The 15,470-nt window shown below is 70.9% G+C and carries 18 protein-coding genes and 1 tRNA gene; 15 read left to right on the top strand and 4 right to left on the bottom strand.

From position 1 onward, the window contains the following. Nucleotides 1-57: 57 nt before the first annotated feature. A tRNA-Arg gene (locus CI089_RS02045) sits at nt 58-133 on the bottom strand. An 88-nt stretch (nt 134-221) separates the two neighbouring features. Here CI089_RS02045 and CI089_RS02040 point away from each other — a divergent pair. From CI089_RS02040 to CI089_RS02025, 4 genes are read left to right on the top strand one after another with little or no spacing between them, the layout of a single operon-like run. Then, nucleotides 222-647, top strand: a complete 426-nt coding sequence (locus CI089_RS02040) for a hypothetical protein (protein WP_094260037.1) — start codon at nt 222-224, stop codon at nt 645-647. Continuing rightward, nucleotides 644-997, top strand: coding sequence for a transcriptional regulator (locus CI089_RS02035; protein ID WP_094260036.1), 354 nt, complete (start codon nt 644-646; stop codon nt 995-997). Before CI089_RS02040 ends, CI089_RS02035 begins: the two co-directional genes overlap by 4 nt. After that, nucleotides 994-1,593 (top strand): GNAT family N-acetyltransferase, encoded by a 600-nt coding sequence (locus tag CI089_RS02030; protein ID WP_094260035.1) that lies wholly within the window; start codon nt 994-996, stop codon nt 1,591-1,593. The genes CI089_RS02035 and CI089_RS02030 overlap by 4 nt, the downstream gene beginning before the upstream one ends. Continuing rightward, complete coding sequence (locus CI089_RS02025; protein ID WP_094260034.1) at nt 1,590-1,958, top strand: YybH family protein; 369 nt, start codon at nt 1,590-1,592, stop codon at nt 1,956-1,958. The genes CI089_RS02030 and CI089_RS02025 overlap by 4 nt, the downstream gene beginning before the upstream one ends. 9 nt (nt 1,959-1,967) lie before the next feature. On the opposite strand, the gene CI089_RS02020 is transcribed toward CI089_RS02025, so the two are convergent. Beyond that, nucleotides 1,968-2,774, bottom strand: coding sequence for an SGNH/GDSL hydrolase family protein (locus CI089_RS02020; protein WP_256977374.1), 807 nt, complete (start codon nt 2,772-2,774; stop codon nt 1,968-1,970). 39 nt (nt 2,775-2,813) lie between these two features. Between CI089_RS02020 and CI089_RS02015 the strand changes: the two genes are divergently transcribed. Continuing rightward, nucleotides 2,814-3,266 carry a GNAT family N-acetyltransferase gene (locus CI089_RS02015; RefSeq protein WP_094260032.1) on the top strand — a complete coding sequence of 151 codons (453 nt, stop codon included), beginning with the start codon at nt 2,814-2,816 and terminating at the stop codon, nt 3,264-3,266. A gap of 4 nt (nt 3,267-3,270) precedes the next feature. On the opposite strand, the gene CI089_RS02010 is transcribed toward CI089_RS02015, so the two are convergent. Next, nucleotides 3,271-3,678, bottom strand: a complete 408-nt coding sequence (locus CI089_RS02010; protein WP_094260031.1) for a RidA family protein — start codon at nt 3,676-3,678, stop codon at nt 3,271-3,273. Between the two features lie 104 nt (nt 3,679-3,782). Between CI089_RS02010 and CI089_RS02005 the strand changes: the two genes are divergently transcribed. Genes CI089_RS02005 through CI089_RS01995 form a run of 3 tightly spaced genes read left to right on the top strand, consistent with a single transcriptional unit; the run spans nt 3,783 to nt 7,158 of the window. Then, entirely contained in the window at nt 3,783-4,610 is an 828-nt protein-coding gene (locus CI089_RS02005) for a transglutaminase-like domain-containing protein (RefSeq protein ID WP_094260030.1), read from the top strand. A 59-nt stretch (nt 4,611-4,669) separates the two neighbouring features. Continuing rightward, complete coding sequence (locus CI089_RS02000) at nt 4,670-6,337, top strand: arginine--tRNA ligase (RefSeq protein ID WP_094260029.1); 1,668 nt, start codon at nt 4,670-4,672, stop codon at nt 6,335-6,337. A gap of 5 nt (nt 6,338-6,342) precedes the next feature. Then, entirely contained in the window at nt 6,343-7,158 is an 816-nt protein-coding gene (locus tag CI089_RS01995; protein WP_094261196.1) for an LmeA family phospholipid-binding protein, read from the top strand. Nucleotides 7,159-7,177: 19 nt separating this feature from the next. Here the strand turns inward: CI089_RS01995 and CI089_RS01990 are convergent, their stop codons facing one another. Then, nucleotides 7,178-7,690: a hypothetical protein gene (locus CI089_RS01990; RefSeq protein WP_094260028.1), complete on the bottom strand. Its 513-nt coding sequence runs from the start codon at nt 7,688-7,690 to the stop codon at nt 7,178-7,180. Between the two features lie 38 nt (nt 7,691-7,728). On the opposite strand from CI089_RS01990, the gene CI089_RS16695 reads away from it, so the two are divergent. From CI089_RS16695 to rho, 7 genes are all read left to right on the top strand, one after another. Then, a complete protein-coding gene (locus tag CI089_RS16695; RefSeq protein ID WP_306426957.1) occupies nt 7,729-7,992 on the top strand; it encodes a YdeI/OmpD-associated family protein in 264 nt (87 codons plus the stop codon). Between the two features lie 48 nt (nt 7,993-8,040). Beyond that, nucleotides 8,041-8,319 (top strand): YdeI/OmpD-associated family protein, encoded by a 279-nt coding sequence (locus CI089_RS16690; RefSeq protein WP_306426956.1) that lies wholly within the window; start codon nt 8,041-8,043, stop codon nt 8,317-8,319. Between the two features lie 134 nt (nt 8,320-8,453). After that, nucleotides 8,454-9,863, top strand: a complete 1,410-nt coding sequence (gene lysA / locus CI089_RS01980) for a diaminopimelate decarboxylase (RefSeq protein ID WP_094260027.1) — start codon at nt 8,454-8,456, stop codon at nt 9,861-9,863. Then, on the top strand, nt 9,860-11,179 hold the full coding sequence (locus CI089_RS01975; protein ID WP_094260026.1) for a homoserine dehydrogenase: 1,320 nt from the start codon (nt 9,860-9,862) through the stop codon (nt 11,177-11,179). Before lysA ends, CI089_RS01975 begins: the two co-directional genes overlap by 4 nt. A 1-nt stretch (nt 11,180) precedes the next feature. Then, nucleotides 11,181-12,266 (top strand): threonine synthase, encoded by a 1,086-nt coding sequence (thrC, locus tag CI089_RS01970; protein ID WP_094260025.1) that lies wholly within the window; start codon nt 11,181-11,183, stop codon nt 12,264-12,266. Further along, a complete protein-coding gene (thrB, locus tag CI089_RS01965; RefSeq protein WP_094260024.1) occupies nt 12,263-13,192 on the top strand; it encodes a homoserine kinase in 930 nt (309 codons plus the stop codon). Before thrC ends, thrB begins: the two co-directional genes overlap by 4 nt. Nucleotides 13,193-13,344: 152 nt before the next feature. Next, the gene (rho, locus tag CI089_RS01960) at nt 13,345-15,468 is read left to right on the top strand and encodes a transcription termination factor Rho (RefSeq protein WP_094260023.1); all 2,124 of its coding nucleotides are present in this window, start codon (nt 13,345-13,347) and stop codon (nt 15,466-15,468) included. Nucleotides 15,469-15,470 lie beyond the last annotated feature (2 nt).

Raw genomic sequence — 15,470 nt, 5'->3', positions numbered from 1 at the left:
GGCGCACCTCTGGGTACGCAGAAGGGCAGCCGAGTCTTCGACTGCCCTTCTGTTTACTGGTGCCCCCGACAGGAATCGAACCTGCGACCTTTGGTACCGGAAACCAACGCTCTATCCCCTGAGCTACGGAGGCGTGCCGATCGAGACTATCACCGTGGCGGCGACCGGAACGACCGTGGGAGAGGTGGCGACGCTCACTTTACAAGTGTTAAAGTCTTTGCATGACGCAAAACAACTTCGCATACGATGACGCAGCCCGCATGGTCGCCGTCGGGACGAAGGCTGAGAAGGATGCGCGTCGCGCGACGCGCTGGTTCCGGGTCTTCGTCGTGGCGCAGGCCGCGTACGCGCTCGCGTTCACCCTGTCGATCGACGTCGCCGGCGTCGGCTACTGGAAGGCCTTCGCGCCCTTCCTCCTCGCCACGCTCTGCATCTGGACCATCGCATTCCGCTATCAGCGGTCGGTGCCCCGTAACGGACTGCGGAACATGGGCATCGCGGTCGCGACGTGGTTCGCGCTGTACACGCTGATGCTCGACCCGGCGCTCCAACTGCTGCAGCTCTCGTCGCCGTGGTGGTGGGTTCTCGCGGGAGTCGTGTCGATCTCTCCGATCCTCGCCTGCCTCTTCCCGAGCTCACGCCGATGAGTCATCCGCGCAAGGACATCGACGCCCTCATCCACTCGCCCGTCCGGTTCTCGCTTCTTGCTGCTCTCCGCAATCTCGAGGACGTCGACTTCCGCTTCCTCGCCGACCTGCTCGAGGTGAGCGACTCGACCCTGTCGCAGACGCTCACCGTGCTGGCCGACGCGGGGCTCATCGAGGTGCGGAAAGAAGCCGTGGGCAGGCGGACGCGGACGTGGGTCGGCATCACGGATGCCGGTCGCGAAGCGTTCGCCCGTCACCTGGCGACGCTGCAGGCGATCGTGGAATCCGGGTCGGAGACGCCGACTGCGCCGGCATCCGACCACAAGCACCCCAAGGACGCACCCGCATGACACCTCGCACTCGTCTCGCCGCCGAGAACGAACTGGATGCCGCGGCCGATGCGCTCGCGGCAGCGTTCGAGCACTACCCGTGGACACGCCATGTCATCCCCGACGATGACTACGCGTGGCGGCTCCGTGAGCTGCAGCTCGTCTACCTGCGGCACGCGCACGCCCACGGCTTCGTCGGGATCACGGGCCCCGCTGACGGAGTGATCGCCGTGCTCCCGCCGGATGCGCCCGAGCCGGCGCCGGGCGTCGTCGACCGCATCGTGCAGTTGCACGGCGACCGGCTCGGGCGGCTCGATGACGCCACTTCTGAGCCGGGCGAGCCGGACTCGTGGCGGATCGAGACGGTCGGCGTCGTGCCCGCCCGTCAGGGGCGCGGTCTCGCATCCGACCTCATCCGGTTCGCGCTCGCGGAGGGCGCACGACGGGGCGCCAGCCGATTCGCGCTCGACACGTCGGACGAGCGCAACGTCCGGCTCTACGAACGACACGGCTTCTCGGTCGTCTCGCGGGTCGAACCGTCGGACGCGCCACCGGTGTGGAGCATGAGCGCCGTCGTCGGCCCTGCCGCTGCGATGAACGAAAGGACCCGCCCATGACCGCATCCGAGACACTGGCGCGCTATATCGCCGCAACCAACACCCACGACTTCGACGAGGTCGAACAGGTGCTCGACCCGAGCGCGGTGTACTACTTCGGCGATGCCACCTGCGTCGGCCTCGCGGCGGTCCGCACCTACTTCGAGCGGACATGGGCGCTCATTCCCGATGAGGTCTACGGGGCGGAGGACGTCGAGTGGGTCGTGGATGCCGCCGACGCAGCGGTGGCCGTCTACACGTACCGGTGGAGCGGACACATCGACGGACAAGCCCGAAGCGGTCGCGGTCGGGCGACCAACGTCTTCCACCGCACCGGCTCGGGCTGGCGCCTGGTGCACGAGCACCTCAGCGCTGGGCCTTCGTAGGCCAGCGGCTCAGGGGACGAGCGGCTCGGGGGCGGGCTCGGCGGCGACCACCGGTGCTTCGGTGATCGCCGCGACGTCGGCCGCGAGGCGATCGGCGAGATAGGCGTGCCCCGCCGTCGAGGGGTGGTCGCGGCCCGTGGCGCTCGTGTCGATGACGTCGCTGTAGTTGGCCTCGGTGATCCAGTCCTCGGCGATGGGGGACAGGTACCACCAGCCCCGGGCGCCGGCGAGCTCGGCGAGATCCCGGTCGATGCGGGCCGTCTCGCTCTCCACGGGAAGCACCTGCGGCGCCGGACCGAGTACGACGATGCGCGCTTCGGGGTAGGTCGCCGCGAGGTCGTCCCACGCCGCGTTCACAGCGTCGCGGTACCCGGCCGCACCTTGCCTGCGGTCGTTGATCGACCCCTGAACGATCACGAGGTCGGGATCGAGCGCGGGGTCGAGCGCGGCGATTCGGTCACCGAACGAGGGCCCGTCGATGCCCGGCTTGAGGTAGCCGCTGCCGCGAACGCCGTCGACGATCGTCGTCCACCCCGTTCGCTGAGCGACGACATACGCGTACCCGAGCGTCGGATCGGATGCCGCGGAGCCGTACGTCCACGAGTCGCCGAAGATCAGAACGCGCGCATCCGTGGGAAGCGCGAGCGGCGCCGCCTCGATCCTGGCGACCGTGCCGGGGGCGGCTGCCACCGGCGCCGCCGTGGGCGCCGCCCAGGGGCGCAGGAACGCCGTCAGCGCCAGCGCGACCACGGCGGCCGAGATCGCCGAGACGGCCCACACGCTTCTGCGGCGGGGACGGGCGTTTCGGGTTCGCACACGCTGAGGGTACGTCATCCGATCGGGTAGGAAGGACGGGTGACTCCCGATCGCCCGCTTCCCCCCGGTTACACGCTGCACACCACGCCTCCGAGCGTGGCGGATTACGTCGCTCTGCGCGCCGAGAGCGGGCTGTCGCCCAAGACGCCGGCGCAGGCTGCGGCTGCGATCGCGGGCACGTGGGCGTTCCGACGCGTCGCGGACGCCGACGGCCGGAGCGTCGCGATGGGGCGCATCGTCGGCGACGGCGGGTGGTACTTCCTCGTGGCAGACATGGCCACCCTTCCGGCGCACCAGGGCAACGGCTTCGGGTCGCTCATCCTCGACGAGCTGCTCGCCGAGATCCGTGACCGTGCGGACGAGGGCGCTTACATCACGCTCACCGCTGATCCGCCCGGGCGCCGTCTGTACGAGTCGCGCGGGTTCACCGACGTCGCCCCGGCGCGCACGGGGATGAGCATGGTCCTGCGGACCGCGCGGCCCGAGGCCTGACCCCTCAGTCGCGGACGGCGGCGACCGCCTCGATCTCGACCAGCTGGTCGTCGTAGCCGAGCACCGTCACACCCATCAAGGTACTGGGCACGTCGTGGTCGCCGAAGGCGTCGCGCACGACCTCCCAAGCCGTGACGAGGTCGGCCTGCGAGCTCGAGGCGACGAGCACGCGGGTGCTGATGACGTTCTCGATCCCCGCGCCGGCAGCGGCGAGCGCCCCTCTCATGTTCTCGATGCAGGATGCCGCCTGGGCGGCGTAGTCGCCGACGCCGACCGTCGACCCGTCGGTGGCGAGCGGGCAGGAACCGGCGAGGAAGATGAGGCGCGCGTCCGCGGGGGCGGTGGCGGCGTACGCGTACTCAGCGGCATCCGACAGGGATGACGCGCGGATGAGGGTGACGGTCTTCGACATGAGGGCTCCTCGTTTCATGGCCGACCCCGAGCCTCTCATCGCGGCCGATCCGATCACCGCCGGGAGCGGCCCGACGGCGCTTCGCTGCGTGCGAGGATTACCCGGTGCAGCGCATCCTGACGGCCGAACTCGACCTCCAGCTGACCGGTCCCGTCGACGTCATCCTGCAGATCGCCGCGTCGCGCACGGCGTCTTTCCGCAACGAAGAACTGGGCATCACGCTCGCCGGCCGCTCGCTCTCCGTCTCCGAGATCGTCGACCCGCCGGCGTCTCCCGCGGGCACCCGCATCCACCGGGTCGCGGGCGAGGCGGGGACGATCGCGATCCGCTACCGGGCGGTCGTCGACGGCACCGCCGCCCCAGCGCCGACCAGCGAGCTCGAGACCATCGCGTACCTGCGACCGAGCCGCTATGCGCAGTCCGACGAGGTGTTCGCGCACGCGCGCCGGCAGTTCCGCGGCCTGCAGGGGCGCGAACTGGTCTCGGCGATCAGCGACTTCGTGGCCACGAACACGGCCTACGCCCCCGGCCTCAGCCTCGGCACCGACTCCGCGGTCACGACCCTCGCGACCGGACAGGGGGTGTGCCGCGACTACGCCCACCTCGTCATCGCGCTGCTGCGCGCGATGGACGTTCCCGCGCGCTATGCCGCCTGCTACGCACCGGGGCTGCGCCCGATGGATTTCCACGCGGTCGCCGAGGCGTATGTCGACGGGGCCTGGCACGTCATCGACGCGACCCGGCTGTCGAACCGCCGCGGTCTCGTCCGGATCGCGACCGGCCGGGATGCCGCCGACTGCGCGTTCCTCAGCTACTACGGCGGCAACGTCGCGCTCACGCATCTGCGCGTCGATGCCGAGGTCGCCGGGGGAGACGCGACCGTCGACGATCCCGCCCGAGACGATCACGCGGCGTTCATCACCCTCGCGTGATGCCGTCGCCGAGACGTTCAGCATCGGGCCCGCGGCCGCCCGCCTAGAATCGGAGGGCTATGAATCCCGATGCTCTCGCCGAAGCCCTCCTGTCCGTCGTCGCCCCGCTCGCCGAGGCGCGACGCCCCGGCTCGAGCGATGGCCTCACCGCCGCCGACTTCGTCTTCGAGCGTCCCAAGAACCGCGACCACGGCGATTGGGCGTCCAACGCGGCGATGAAGCTGGCCAAGCGCGTCGGCACGAACCCGCGTGAGTTCGCTGCCGAGATCGCGGCGGCGCTCGCCGAGACGCCGGGTGTGGCATCCGTCGAGGTCGCCGGTCCCGGGTTCATCAACATCCGCCTGGATGCCGCCGCCGCCGGCGCGCTCGCACGAGAGATCGTCGAGGCCGGGGCCGCGTTCGGCCGCAATGACAGCCAGGCCGGCAACTCGATCAACCTGGAGTTCGTCAGCGCGAACCCGACGGGGCCCATGCACATCGGACACACGCGGTGGGCAGCGCTCGGCGACGCGATCGCCCGTCTCCTGCTCGCCAGTGGGGCCGAGCTCGTCCGCGAGTTCTACATCAACGACGCGGGCGCGCAGATGCAGCGGTTCGGCCGTTCGGTGCTCGCGAGCGCCAAGGGAGAGCCCACGCCCGAAGACGGCTACCCGGGCGCCTACATCGACGACCTCGCGCAGCGCGTGCTGTCGGCGCGCCCCGATCTGCTGACCCTCGCGCCCGAGGAGCAGGAGCAGGTCGCGCTCGACCTCGGCTACGAGCTCCAGATGGCCGACCTCAAGGACTCGCTCGAGAAGTTCAACGTGCACTTCGACGTGTTCTTCAGCGAGCGGCTGCTGCACGCGACCCCCGCCGACGGCGGACCGAGTCTCGTCGACCAGGCCGTCGACCGCCTGCGGGCGCAGGGGCACGTCTTCGATCAGGACGACGCCGTGTGGGTGCGGACGACCGACTTCGGTGACGACAAAGACCGCGTCATCCGCCGTTCCAACGGCGAGTACACCTACTTCGCCGCCGACGCCGCCTACTACCTCAACAAGGGCGACCGCGGTTTCGCGCACAAGATCTACCTGCTGGGCGCCGATCACCACGGCTACGTCCACCGTCTGAAGGCCCTCGCGGGCGCGGCCGGCGACGACCCCGAGAAGGACATCGAGGTGCTGATCGGCCAACTCGTCTCGGTCAACGGTGCGCGCCTGTCCAAGCGTGCGGGCAATATCATCGAGCTCGACGACCTGCGCGACTGGCTCGGCACCGACGCGCTGCGCTACTCGCTCGCGCGTTACCCCGCCGACTCGCCGCTGACCCTCGATCCCGAGATCCTGCAGAAGCGCACGAACGACAACCCCGTGTTCTACGTGCAGTACGCGCACGCCCGCACGCACAACGTCGCGCGCAACGCCGCCGACTCCGGCGTCACCCGCGACGCGTTCGCCCCGGAGCTGCTCGACCACGAGACCGAGTCGGCCCTCCTCGGCGCGCTCCAGGAGTTCCCGCGCATCGTGGCCTTCGCCGCCGAATTGCGCGAGCCGCACCGCGTCGCCCGGTACCTCGAGGAGCTCGCGAGCCTCTACCACCGCTGGTACGACACCTGCCGGGTCACGCCGCTCGGCGACGAGGAGGTCACCGACCTCCACCGCACCCGCCTCTGGCTCAACGACGCCACCGGACAGGTGCTGCGCAATGGGCTCGACCTGCTGGGCGTCAGCGCCCCCGAACGGATGTGACCGACGTGAGCGGTGCCACGCAGCCCACTCTCCCGCTGCCCGAGGCTGTCGCCGTGCCGCCGAAGCGACGGCGGCGGGCGCTGCCGTGGATCATCGCTCTCGTCGTGGTCGTCGGCCTCGCGATCGCCGCGTGGTTCGTCGCCGAGAGCATCACGCGCAGCATCCTCACGAACACCGTGCGCGAGCAGATCATCACCCGCCTCGCACTGCCCGAAGACCAGCAGATCGATGTCGGTTTCGATGAGCCGGTGCTGCCCCAGGTCATCGGAGGTCGGCTCGATCGCCTCGACGTTTCGAGCGACGGCATCCCGCTCGGTGACGTCCTGGCCGACGTGTCGGTGCGCGCGACCGATGTTCCGATCCGAGCCGACGGGGGCGACATCGGGTCGGCGGAGGCGACCGTGGTGTTCGCGGAGGACCAGCTCGAAACGCTGCTCTCGCAGGTCTCCGGAGTCTCGGGCGCGGGGGGCGAGCTCGATCCGCCGAACGTGACGGTGGAGGTCGAGATGCCGCTGTTCGCGCTCTCGGTTCCGCTCGGTCTCGACCTGACGCCGAGCGCCGTGGACGGTGACATCGTTCTCACGCCCGCCGCCGTGCGGCTCGGCGGCGCTGAGCTGACCGGCGACGATCTCCGCCAGCGGTTCGGCTCGGCCGCCGACGGCGTGCTGCGCGACTACCCGATCTGCATCCGCGATCGTCTTCCCGCCGGGCTGACGCTGCGCGAGGTGCGCGTCGAACGCGGCGCTCTGGTCGCCGAGGTCGACGTGGACGGAGCGATCATCCGCGACCCGGCGCTTCAGGCCGACGGCACCTGCGCCTGAGCCGGCCGCCTCATCGCGCTCAGTGGCCGTGGGCGAGGAGCAGCGCGACGGCGACCACGGCGACCAGCCCGAGCAGCAGCGCGGATGCGACAAGACGCTGCAGCGCGCTCAGACCCGTGCGCGCGCTGGCGAGCAGCACGACACCGACCAGCACCGCCGCGTCGGCGATGATCCCGATGATCAGCGCCGTGTCGAGGTCGATGAGGTCGAGCAGAGCGAACACCAGTGCGAGCAGGGGGAGCGACGCGGTTCCGAGGGCGACCACGGCCGTCCGCGCCATGACCGCCAGCTCTGGTCCGCTCGGAAACTGGCGATGCCCGATCTGATGGGCGATGACCTCGGCGACGAAGCCGGCGGCGGCGATCGCGAAGATGCCGACCGCGAGGGCGAAGATCGACTCGGTGACCGTGACGTGCTCGGCGGTGAAGAGCCCCGCGAGGATCGCCAGTCCGGTCACGGTGGCGTAGATGCGTTCCTTCAGCGCACCGATGCGCTCATCGAGTCCCGCTGCATCATCGGTGTCATTGCCCATGGTCGCCTCCTGCGCCAGGCTACAAGCGTGGAGTGCTCATGACAGCGGATGCCGCCGGTCCGCCTCTTCTCGTCGTCTCGGATGCGGCCGCGTGGCGTGCCTGGCTCGATGTCCACGAGTCCGACTCCGACGGCGTGCGGCTGGTTCTCGCCAAGAAGAACGTGACGGACCCGACGTCGCTGACGTACGCCGAGGCGCTCGACGAGGCGCTCTGCAGCGGCTGGATCGACGGGCGGCGCAACTCCCGCGATGAGGCCACTTTCCTGCAGCTCTTCACGCCGCGCCGCGCCCGTTCGATCTAGTCGCTCCGCAATGTGGGGATCATCGAGCGGCTGGTCGCGGAGGGTCGCATGCGTCCCCGCGGCCGGATGGAGGTCGAGCGTGCGCAGGCCGACGGGCGCTGGGAACGCGCTTACGCCGGCCAGGCCCGGGCCGCGGTGCCGGCCGACCTCGAGGCGGCGCTGGCGGCCTCGCCCGCGGCATCCCGCCGGTTCGCAGCGCTCCGCGCCGCCGAGCGGTACTCCGTCCTGCATCCTGTCCTGAGCGCGCCGTCGGATGCTGCGCGGGCGGCGCGTATCCGCCGGGCGGTCTCGCGGCTCGCGGGGGAGAACGACCTTCCGTCGTCGTGACGGGGCTCGCCGTCCGGGAGCCGTCGCCGTCGGCGGTCACACGGACGAGCCCCGCGCGGCCGGTGTCCTAGACTGGCGGCACCGTCGCGGCCTCGTCTGCCGGACGGTCAGCGTCTCTCCCGATTGGTGTTCCCGTGTCCGCGTCCGACGTCCGCCCTGCCGTGCCGGAATGGCTGCTTCCTCCCGCCGACGTCAACGCACTGGTCGAGGCCGTCTGGCCGCCCCGCGCCGGGCGCGACGACAGCGGCGCGCTGTCGATCGGCGGTATCGCGGCGACCGACTTGGCCGAGCGATTCGGCACGCCTCTCTACGTGGTCGATCAGGATGCCGTCGTCGCGCAGGCGCGCCGCGTGCGTCAGGCGTTCGACGACGCCGCCGCACGTCACGGCACGACTGCGCGCGTGTACTACGCCGGAAAGGCGTTCCTGAGCACCGAGATCGTCCGCTGGGTGACGGCGGAGGGGCTCGCGGTCGACGTCGCCACCGGCGGTGAGCTCGCCGTCGCGCTGGCGGCCGGAGCGGATCCGTCGCGCATCGGGCTGCACGGCAACAACAAGTCGCGGCTCGAGCTGGCGCGTGCCGTCGAGCTGGGGGTCGGCTCCGTCATCGTCGACAGCCTCATCGAGATCGATCGGCTAGCCGAGATCGCGGCCGCCCGCGGGGCGGTGCAGCCGGTGCTCGTCCGGGTCAACAGCGGCGTGCACGCCGAGACCCACGACTTCCTCGCGACGGCCCACGAAGACCAGAAGTTCGGCTTCGCTCTGGCGGATGCCGAGGCCGTGGTCGCTCGCGTCCGCGAGCTCCCCTCGCTCCGGTTCCTCGGGCTGCACTGCCACATCGGATCGCAGATCTTCGGCACCGCGGGCTTCGCCGAGTCGGCGTCGCGGCTCGTGGCCGTTCATGCCCGCCTTCTCGGTGGCGGCGACGTGCCGGTGCTGAACCTCGGCGGCGGTTTCGGCATCGCGTATACGAGCGCCGACGACCCCACTCCGATCGAAGAGCTGGCCGACGGCATCGTCGCGGCCGTCGCGCGGGAATGCGAGGTCCACGGCATCCCGCTGCCGACGCTCGCCTTCGAGCCCGGTCGCGCCATCGTCGGCCGCGCCGGGGTGACCCTGTACGAGGTCGGCACCACCAAGCCCGTCCGCGTCAGCGACGAGCTCGAGCGCCTCTACGTCAGCGTCGACGGCGGCATGAGCGACAACGCGCGGCCCGCGCTCTATGGCGCGGCGTACTCGGCGCGGGTCGCGAACCGCCGCAGCGACGCGCCCGCCGCGCTCTCGCGTGTCGTGGGGCGGCACTGCGAGTCGGGAGACATCGTCGTCGATGCCGAATACCTGCCCGCCGACGTCACCCCGGGCGATCTGCTGGCCGTCCCGGCGACGGGTGCCTACTGCTACTCGCTCGCCAGCAATTACAACTACGTCCCCCGCCCGCCCGTCGTCGCCGTCTCGGACGGCGTCGCCCGGGTGATCGTCCGCGGCGAGACGATCGATGACCTGCTCGCCCGCGACGCGGGCATCCCCACAGAAGGAGCCGAATGACGGACTATCGCCGCCTGCGCGTGGCCCTGCTCGGAGCCGGCGCCGTCGGCTCGCAGGTCGCCGCCCTGTTGCTCAAGCACGGAGACGAACTGGCCGATCGCGCCGGAGCCGCCCTCGACCTCGTGGGCATCTCGGTGCGCGACATCGACGCGCCGCGAGACGTCGACCTGCCCCGCGAGCTGCTGACGACCGACCCGGAGCCGCTCCTGGTCGGCTCCGACATCGTCATCGAGCTCATGGGCGGCATCGAGCCCGCGCGCACGAGCATCCTCCAGGCGATCGGCGCCGGAGCCGACATCGTGACGGCGAACAAGGCGCTGCTGGCCACCCATGGTCCCGAGCTCTTCGAAGCGGCCGACCAGGTCGGCGCGTCGATCTACTACGAAGCGGCCGCGGCCGGCGCCATCCCGATCATCCGTCCGCTGCGCGACTCGCTCGCCGGCGACCGGGTGCAGCGCATCATGGGGATCGTCAACGGCACGACGAACTACATCCTCGACCGCATGGACCGCGAGGGGTCGGATTTCGCCGACGTCTTGGCCGACGCGCAGGCGCTCGGGTACGCCGAGGCCGACCCGACGGCCGACGTCGAGGGGTACGACGCTGCCCAGAAGGCCGCGATCCTGGCCTCGCTCGCTTTCCACACCGCCGTGCCGCTGAACGCCGTGCACCGCGAGGGCATCACCCAGATCGACGCCGACATGATGGATGCCGCACGCAAGGCCGGCTACGTCATCAAGCTCCTCGCCGTGTGCGAGCGTCTCGCCGACGCCGAGGTGTCGCCGTCCGGCGAGACGATCTCGGTGCGTGTGTACCCCGCGCTCGTCCCGCGCGAGCATCCGCTCGCGAGTGTCCACGGAGCCAACAATGCCGTCTTCGTACAGGCGGAGGCCGCCGGCGACCTCATGTTCTACGGCGCCGGCGCGGGCGGCGTGCAGACCGCGTCGGCCGTGCTGGGCGACGTCGTCTCGGCCGCCCGCCGCCACATCGCCGGCGGCGTGGGCGTGGGGGAGTCCACGCGGGCGAACCTGCCGGTCGTCCCGATCGGACACGTCACGACGCGCTACCAGATCACGCTCGAGGTCGACGACCGCTCCGGCGTCCTCGCCGCGGTGGCCGGGCTGCTCAGCGACGGCAACGTCTCGGTGGCGACGCTCGAGCAGACGATCGTCGCCGACGGCGACGTCCAGACCGCCCGCCTGGTCATCGGCACCCACACCGCCCGCGAGCAGGACCTCAGCGACGCCGTCGCCTCGCTCGGCGAGAGCGGCGTCGTCAAGCGCGTCGTCTCGGTGCTGCGCGTGGAGGGGGACTGACATGGCGCACGTGTGGCAGGGAGTCCTGCGCGAGTTCGCCGACCGTCTCGACGTCACCGACGCCTCGACAGTCGTCACCCTGGGGGAGGGCGGCACGCCGCTCGTCCCCGCTCGCGAGCTCTCGCACCGCACCGGCGCCGACGTCTGGGTGAAGTTCGAGGGGATGAACCCGACGGGTTCGTTCAAGGACCGCGGCATGACGGTCGCGCTCTCGCGTGCCGTCGAGCACGGCGCGAAGGCTGTCATCTGCGCCTCGACCGGCAACACGTCGGCGTCTGCGGCGGCCTACGCCGCCCACGCCGGCATCACGGCTGCCGTCCTCGTCCCCGAGGGCAAGATCGCGATGGGCAAGCTGAGTCAGGCGGTCGCCCACGGTGGCAGGCTCATCCAGATCCGCGGCAACTTCGACGACTGTCTCGAGATCGCCCGTGAACTGGCCGACCACTACCCCGTGCATCTCGTCAACTCGGTCAATCCCGATCGCATCGACGGGCAGAAGACCGCGGCGTACGAGATCGTGTCGCAGCTGGGTGACGCGCCGGACTTCCACTTCGTGCCCGTCGGCAACGCCGGCAACTACACGGCCCACGCCCGCGGGTATCGCGAGGAGGCCGCCCGCGGGGCAGCGACGCGCGTCCCGCGGATGTTCGGCTTCCAGGCCGCCGGATCGGCGCCGCTCGTCCGTGGCGAGGTCGTGAAGGACCCCGACACCATCGCGACGGCGATCCGCATCGGCAACCCCGCGTCGTGGCATCTCGCCCTCGAGGCACGCGATGCGACCCAGGGCTGGTTCGGCGCCATCGACGACCAGCGCATCCTCGCGGCGCAGAAGCTTCTCGCGAGCACGGCCGGCGTGTTCGTCGAACCCGCGTCCGCGATCACCGTCGCCGGCCTGCTCGACCGGGCCGAAGCGGGCGTCATCCCGGCCGGCTCGACGGTCGTGCTGACCGTCACCGGTCACGGCCTGAAGGACCCGCAGTGGGCTCTCCGCAACGCGGACGGCAGTCAGGCCGAGCCGGTCGTCGTCGACGCGACCACCTCCGAGGTGGCGTCCGTGCTCGATCTCGTACCGGAGGCGACGCCATGACCCGGTCAGTTCAGGTGCGGGTTCCCGCGACCAGCGCCAACCTCGGCCCCGGCTTCGACACTCTGGGTCTCGCGCTCAGCGTCTACGACGAGCTCATCGTCACGGAACTGCCGGGGCCGGGCCTGGAGATCACCGTCACGGGTGAGGGCGCCGCCGACGTCCCGACCGACGCCTCGCACCTCGTCGTGCGGGCGATGGCCTACGCCTACGAGGCGTTCGGGCGGACGATGCCCGGCGTGCGCCTCGAAGCGGTCAACGCGATCCCGCACGGGCGGGGGATGGGCTCGTCGGGCGCTGCGGTCGTGTCCGGCCTCCTCGCGGCCAAGGGCCTTCTCGCGGGTGACGTCGAGATCGGCGCCGATGCGCTGCTGCGCCTGGCCACCGAGCTCGAGGGGCACCCCGACAACGTCGCGCCGGCCCTGTTCGGCGGCCTCACGATCGCGTGGGTCGACGAGCACGGCCCGCAGCACAAGAAGCTCCTCGTCCACCGCGGCGTCGCGCCGCTGGTGTTCGTGCCGGACTTCACGATGTCGACGTCGGTGGCGCGCGGGTTCGACCCGCTGCAGGTCACCCGAGAAGACGCGATCTTCAACCTCTCGCGCTCGGCGCTGCTCGTCGCGGCCCTCACGCAGAGCCCCGATCTGCTGCTGGCCGCCACCGAGGACAAGCTCCACCAGTCCTACCGGGCGCAGGCGATGGTCGAGACCGACAAGCTCGTGCGGGCGCTGCGCGCCGAGGGGTTCGCGGCGGTCGTGTCGGGCGCGGGCCCGAGCGTCCTCGTGCTGGCCGACGGGCCGGGGCAGCGCCTCGCCGCCGCCGAGGTCGCCGCATATACCACAGACACCCCATGGGACGCGCGGATGCTGGCAGTCGATGTGCGCGGTGGTATGGTGAGGGACCATACGGAGGGTTCCACACCTTTGTGATCTGAGCCTCCGTCGCAATTCTGCGAATCACCGCGAACACCCCTGATCCATACCCCGTGCCGTCGGCCGGACGCGTGTGGCAGGTGGATGGCGCCCGCCGTGGACGGCGCTGGACGCGGTTCTGACATATCCACCGTTTAAGAGGAGCACTCGTGGAGTCCAACTCCGAGAACCTGACGATCGACGAGACCGTCGACGCGCCGACCGAGGAAGCGGCCGAGCAGCAGGATGCCGTCGCCGAGACGCCCGCTGAGGAGGCTGCCCCGGCCGAGGAGACGCCCGCCGAGGTCGCGGCATCCGATGCGTCGGACCTTCCCGCAGCCGAGACTGCCGCCCCGGTGGAGGACGCCCCCGCCGAGACCGCCGAGGCTGCTGCGCCGGCGGAGCCCGCCGAGAAGCCGGCGAAGGCGCCGCGCAAGCGCGCGCCCCGTCGTGCCAAGAGCACCGATGTCCCCGCAACCGACGAGGTGCCCGCCGTCGCGACCGACGCGTCCGCAGAGACCGCCGCCCCCGAGGCTGCGTCCGACACGGCTGCACCCGCCGCGGACATCGTCTCGGCGGAGGCCGCGTCGACGGCCGATGAGACTGCTCCGGCCACCGATGCCGCCGAGGCCGCTGCCGACGCGGAGACCCCCGAGGCGCCGAAGAAGCCGGCGCGTGGCCGCGGCCGCGGCCGCAACGCGAAGAAGGACGCGGAGGCCGAGGCTGCCCCGAGCACCGACGCGCCGGCCGAATCCGCCCACGCTCCGGCCGCAGAAGCCGCTACCGAGACGCCCGCCGAGCAGGCGCCGGACGCCGACGCATCCTCCGATGACTCGTCGAAGTCCGAGTCCGGAGAGGGCGACGGCGAGTCGTCCGGTCGTTCGCGGAGCCGGTCGCGCAGCCGCAACCGCAACCGCAACAAGGACAACGCGCAGGGCAACCAGGGCCAGGCCGGCCAGAACCAGGGCGGCAACCAGAACCAGGGCGCCGGCCAGAACCAGGGCGGCAACAACGGTCCGGACGACGACGACGCCCCGGGCCAGAGCGGCCGTGGCCGCCAGCGCAACAAGCGGCGCGGCCAGGGCGGGGGCGGCGACGAGTTCGAGACCGAGATCAGCGAGGACGACGTCCTCATCCCGATCGCCGGTGTGCTTGACGTCCTCGACAACTACGCCTTCGTCCGCACGACGGGCTACCTGCCCGGCCCGCAGGACGTCTACGTCTCGCTCGGCCAGGTCAAGAAGTACAACCTGCGCAAGGGCGACGCCGTCGTCGGCGCGATCAAGCAGCCCCGCGAGGGCGAGCAGTCGAGCCGGCAGAAGTACAACGCACTCGTCAAGGTCGACTCGATCAACGGCCTCTCCGTCGAGGACGCCGCCGGCCGCGTCGAGTTCGGCAAGCTGACGCCCCTGTACCCGCAGGAGCGCCTGCGCCTCGAGACCGGCCCCGAGAAGCTGACTCAGCGGATCATCGACCTCGTGGCCCCGATCGGCAAGGGCCAGCGCGGTCTCATCGTCGCGCCGCCCAAGGCCGGCAAGACGATCGTGCTGCAGCAGATCGCCGGCGCGATCGCGCAGAACAACCCCGAGGTCCACCTCATGGTCGTGCTCGTCGACGAGCGTCCCGAAGAGGTCACCGACATGCAGCGCACGGTCAAGGGCGAGGTCATCGCCTCGACATTCGACCGTCCCGCCGAGGACCACACCACGGTCGCCGAGCTCGCGATCGAGCGCGCCAAGCGTCTCGTCGAGCTCGGCCGCGACGTCGTCGTGCTGCTCGACTCGATCACGCGCCTCGGCCGCGCGTACAACCTGTCGGCTCCGACGTCGGGCCGCGTCCTGACGGGCGGCGTCGACGCGTCGGCGCTGTACCCGCCCAAGCGCTTCTTCGGCGCGGCGCGCAACATCGAGAACGGCGGTTCGTTGACGATCCTCGCGACGGCGCTGGTGGAGACCGGTTCCAAGATGGACGAGGTCATCTTCGAGGAGTTCAAGGGCACGGGCAACAGCGAGCTGCGTCTGTCGCGTCAGCTGGCCGACAAGCGCATCTTCCCCGCCGTCGACGTCAACGCCTCGTCGACGCGTCGCGAAGAGATGCTGCTCTCGTCCGACGAGGTCAAGATCACGTGGAAGCTGCGCCGTGCCCTCGCCGGGCTCGACCAGCAGCACGCGCTCGGCGTCATCCTCGACAAGCTCAAGGAGACGCAGTCCAACGTCGAGTTCCTCGTTCAGATGCAGAAGTCGATCCCGGCGCCGACCACGCACTCGGGCGGGCACGACAACAGCATCCGCTGATC

The organism is Microbacterium sp. Yaish 1, from assembly GCF_002245215.1.
GTDB lineage: Bacteria > Actinomycetota > Actinomycetes > Actinomycetales > Microbacteriaceae > Microbacterium.
Note: the sequence above shows the minus strand (reverse complement) of the source record. Positions and strands in the feature narration are given on the sequence as shown.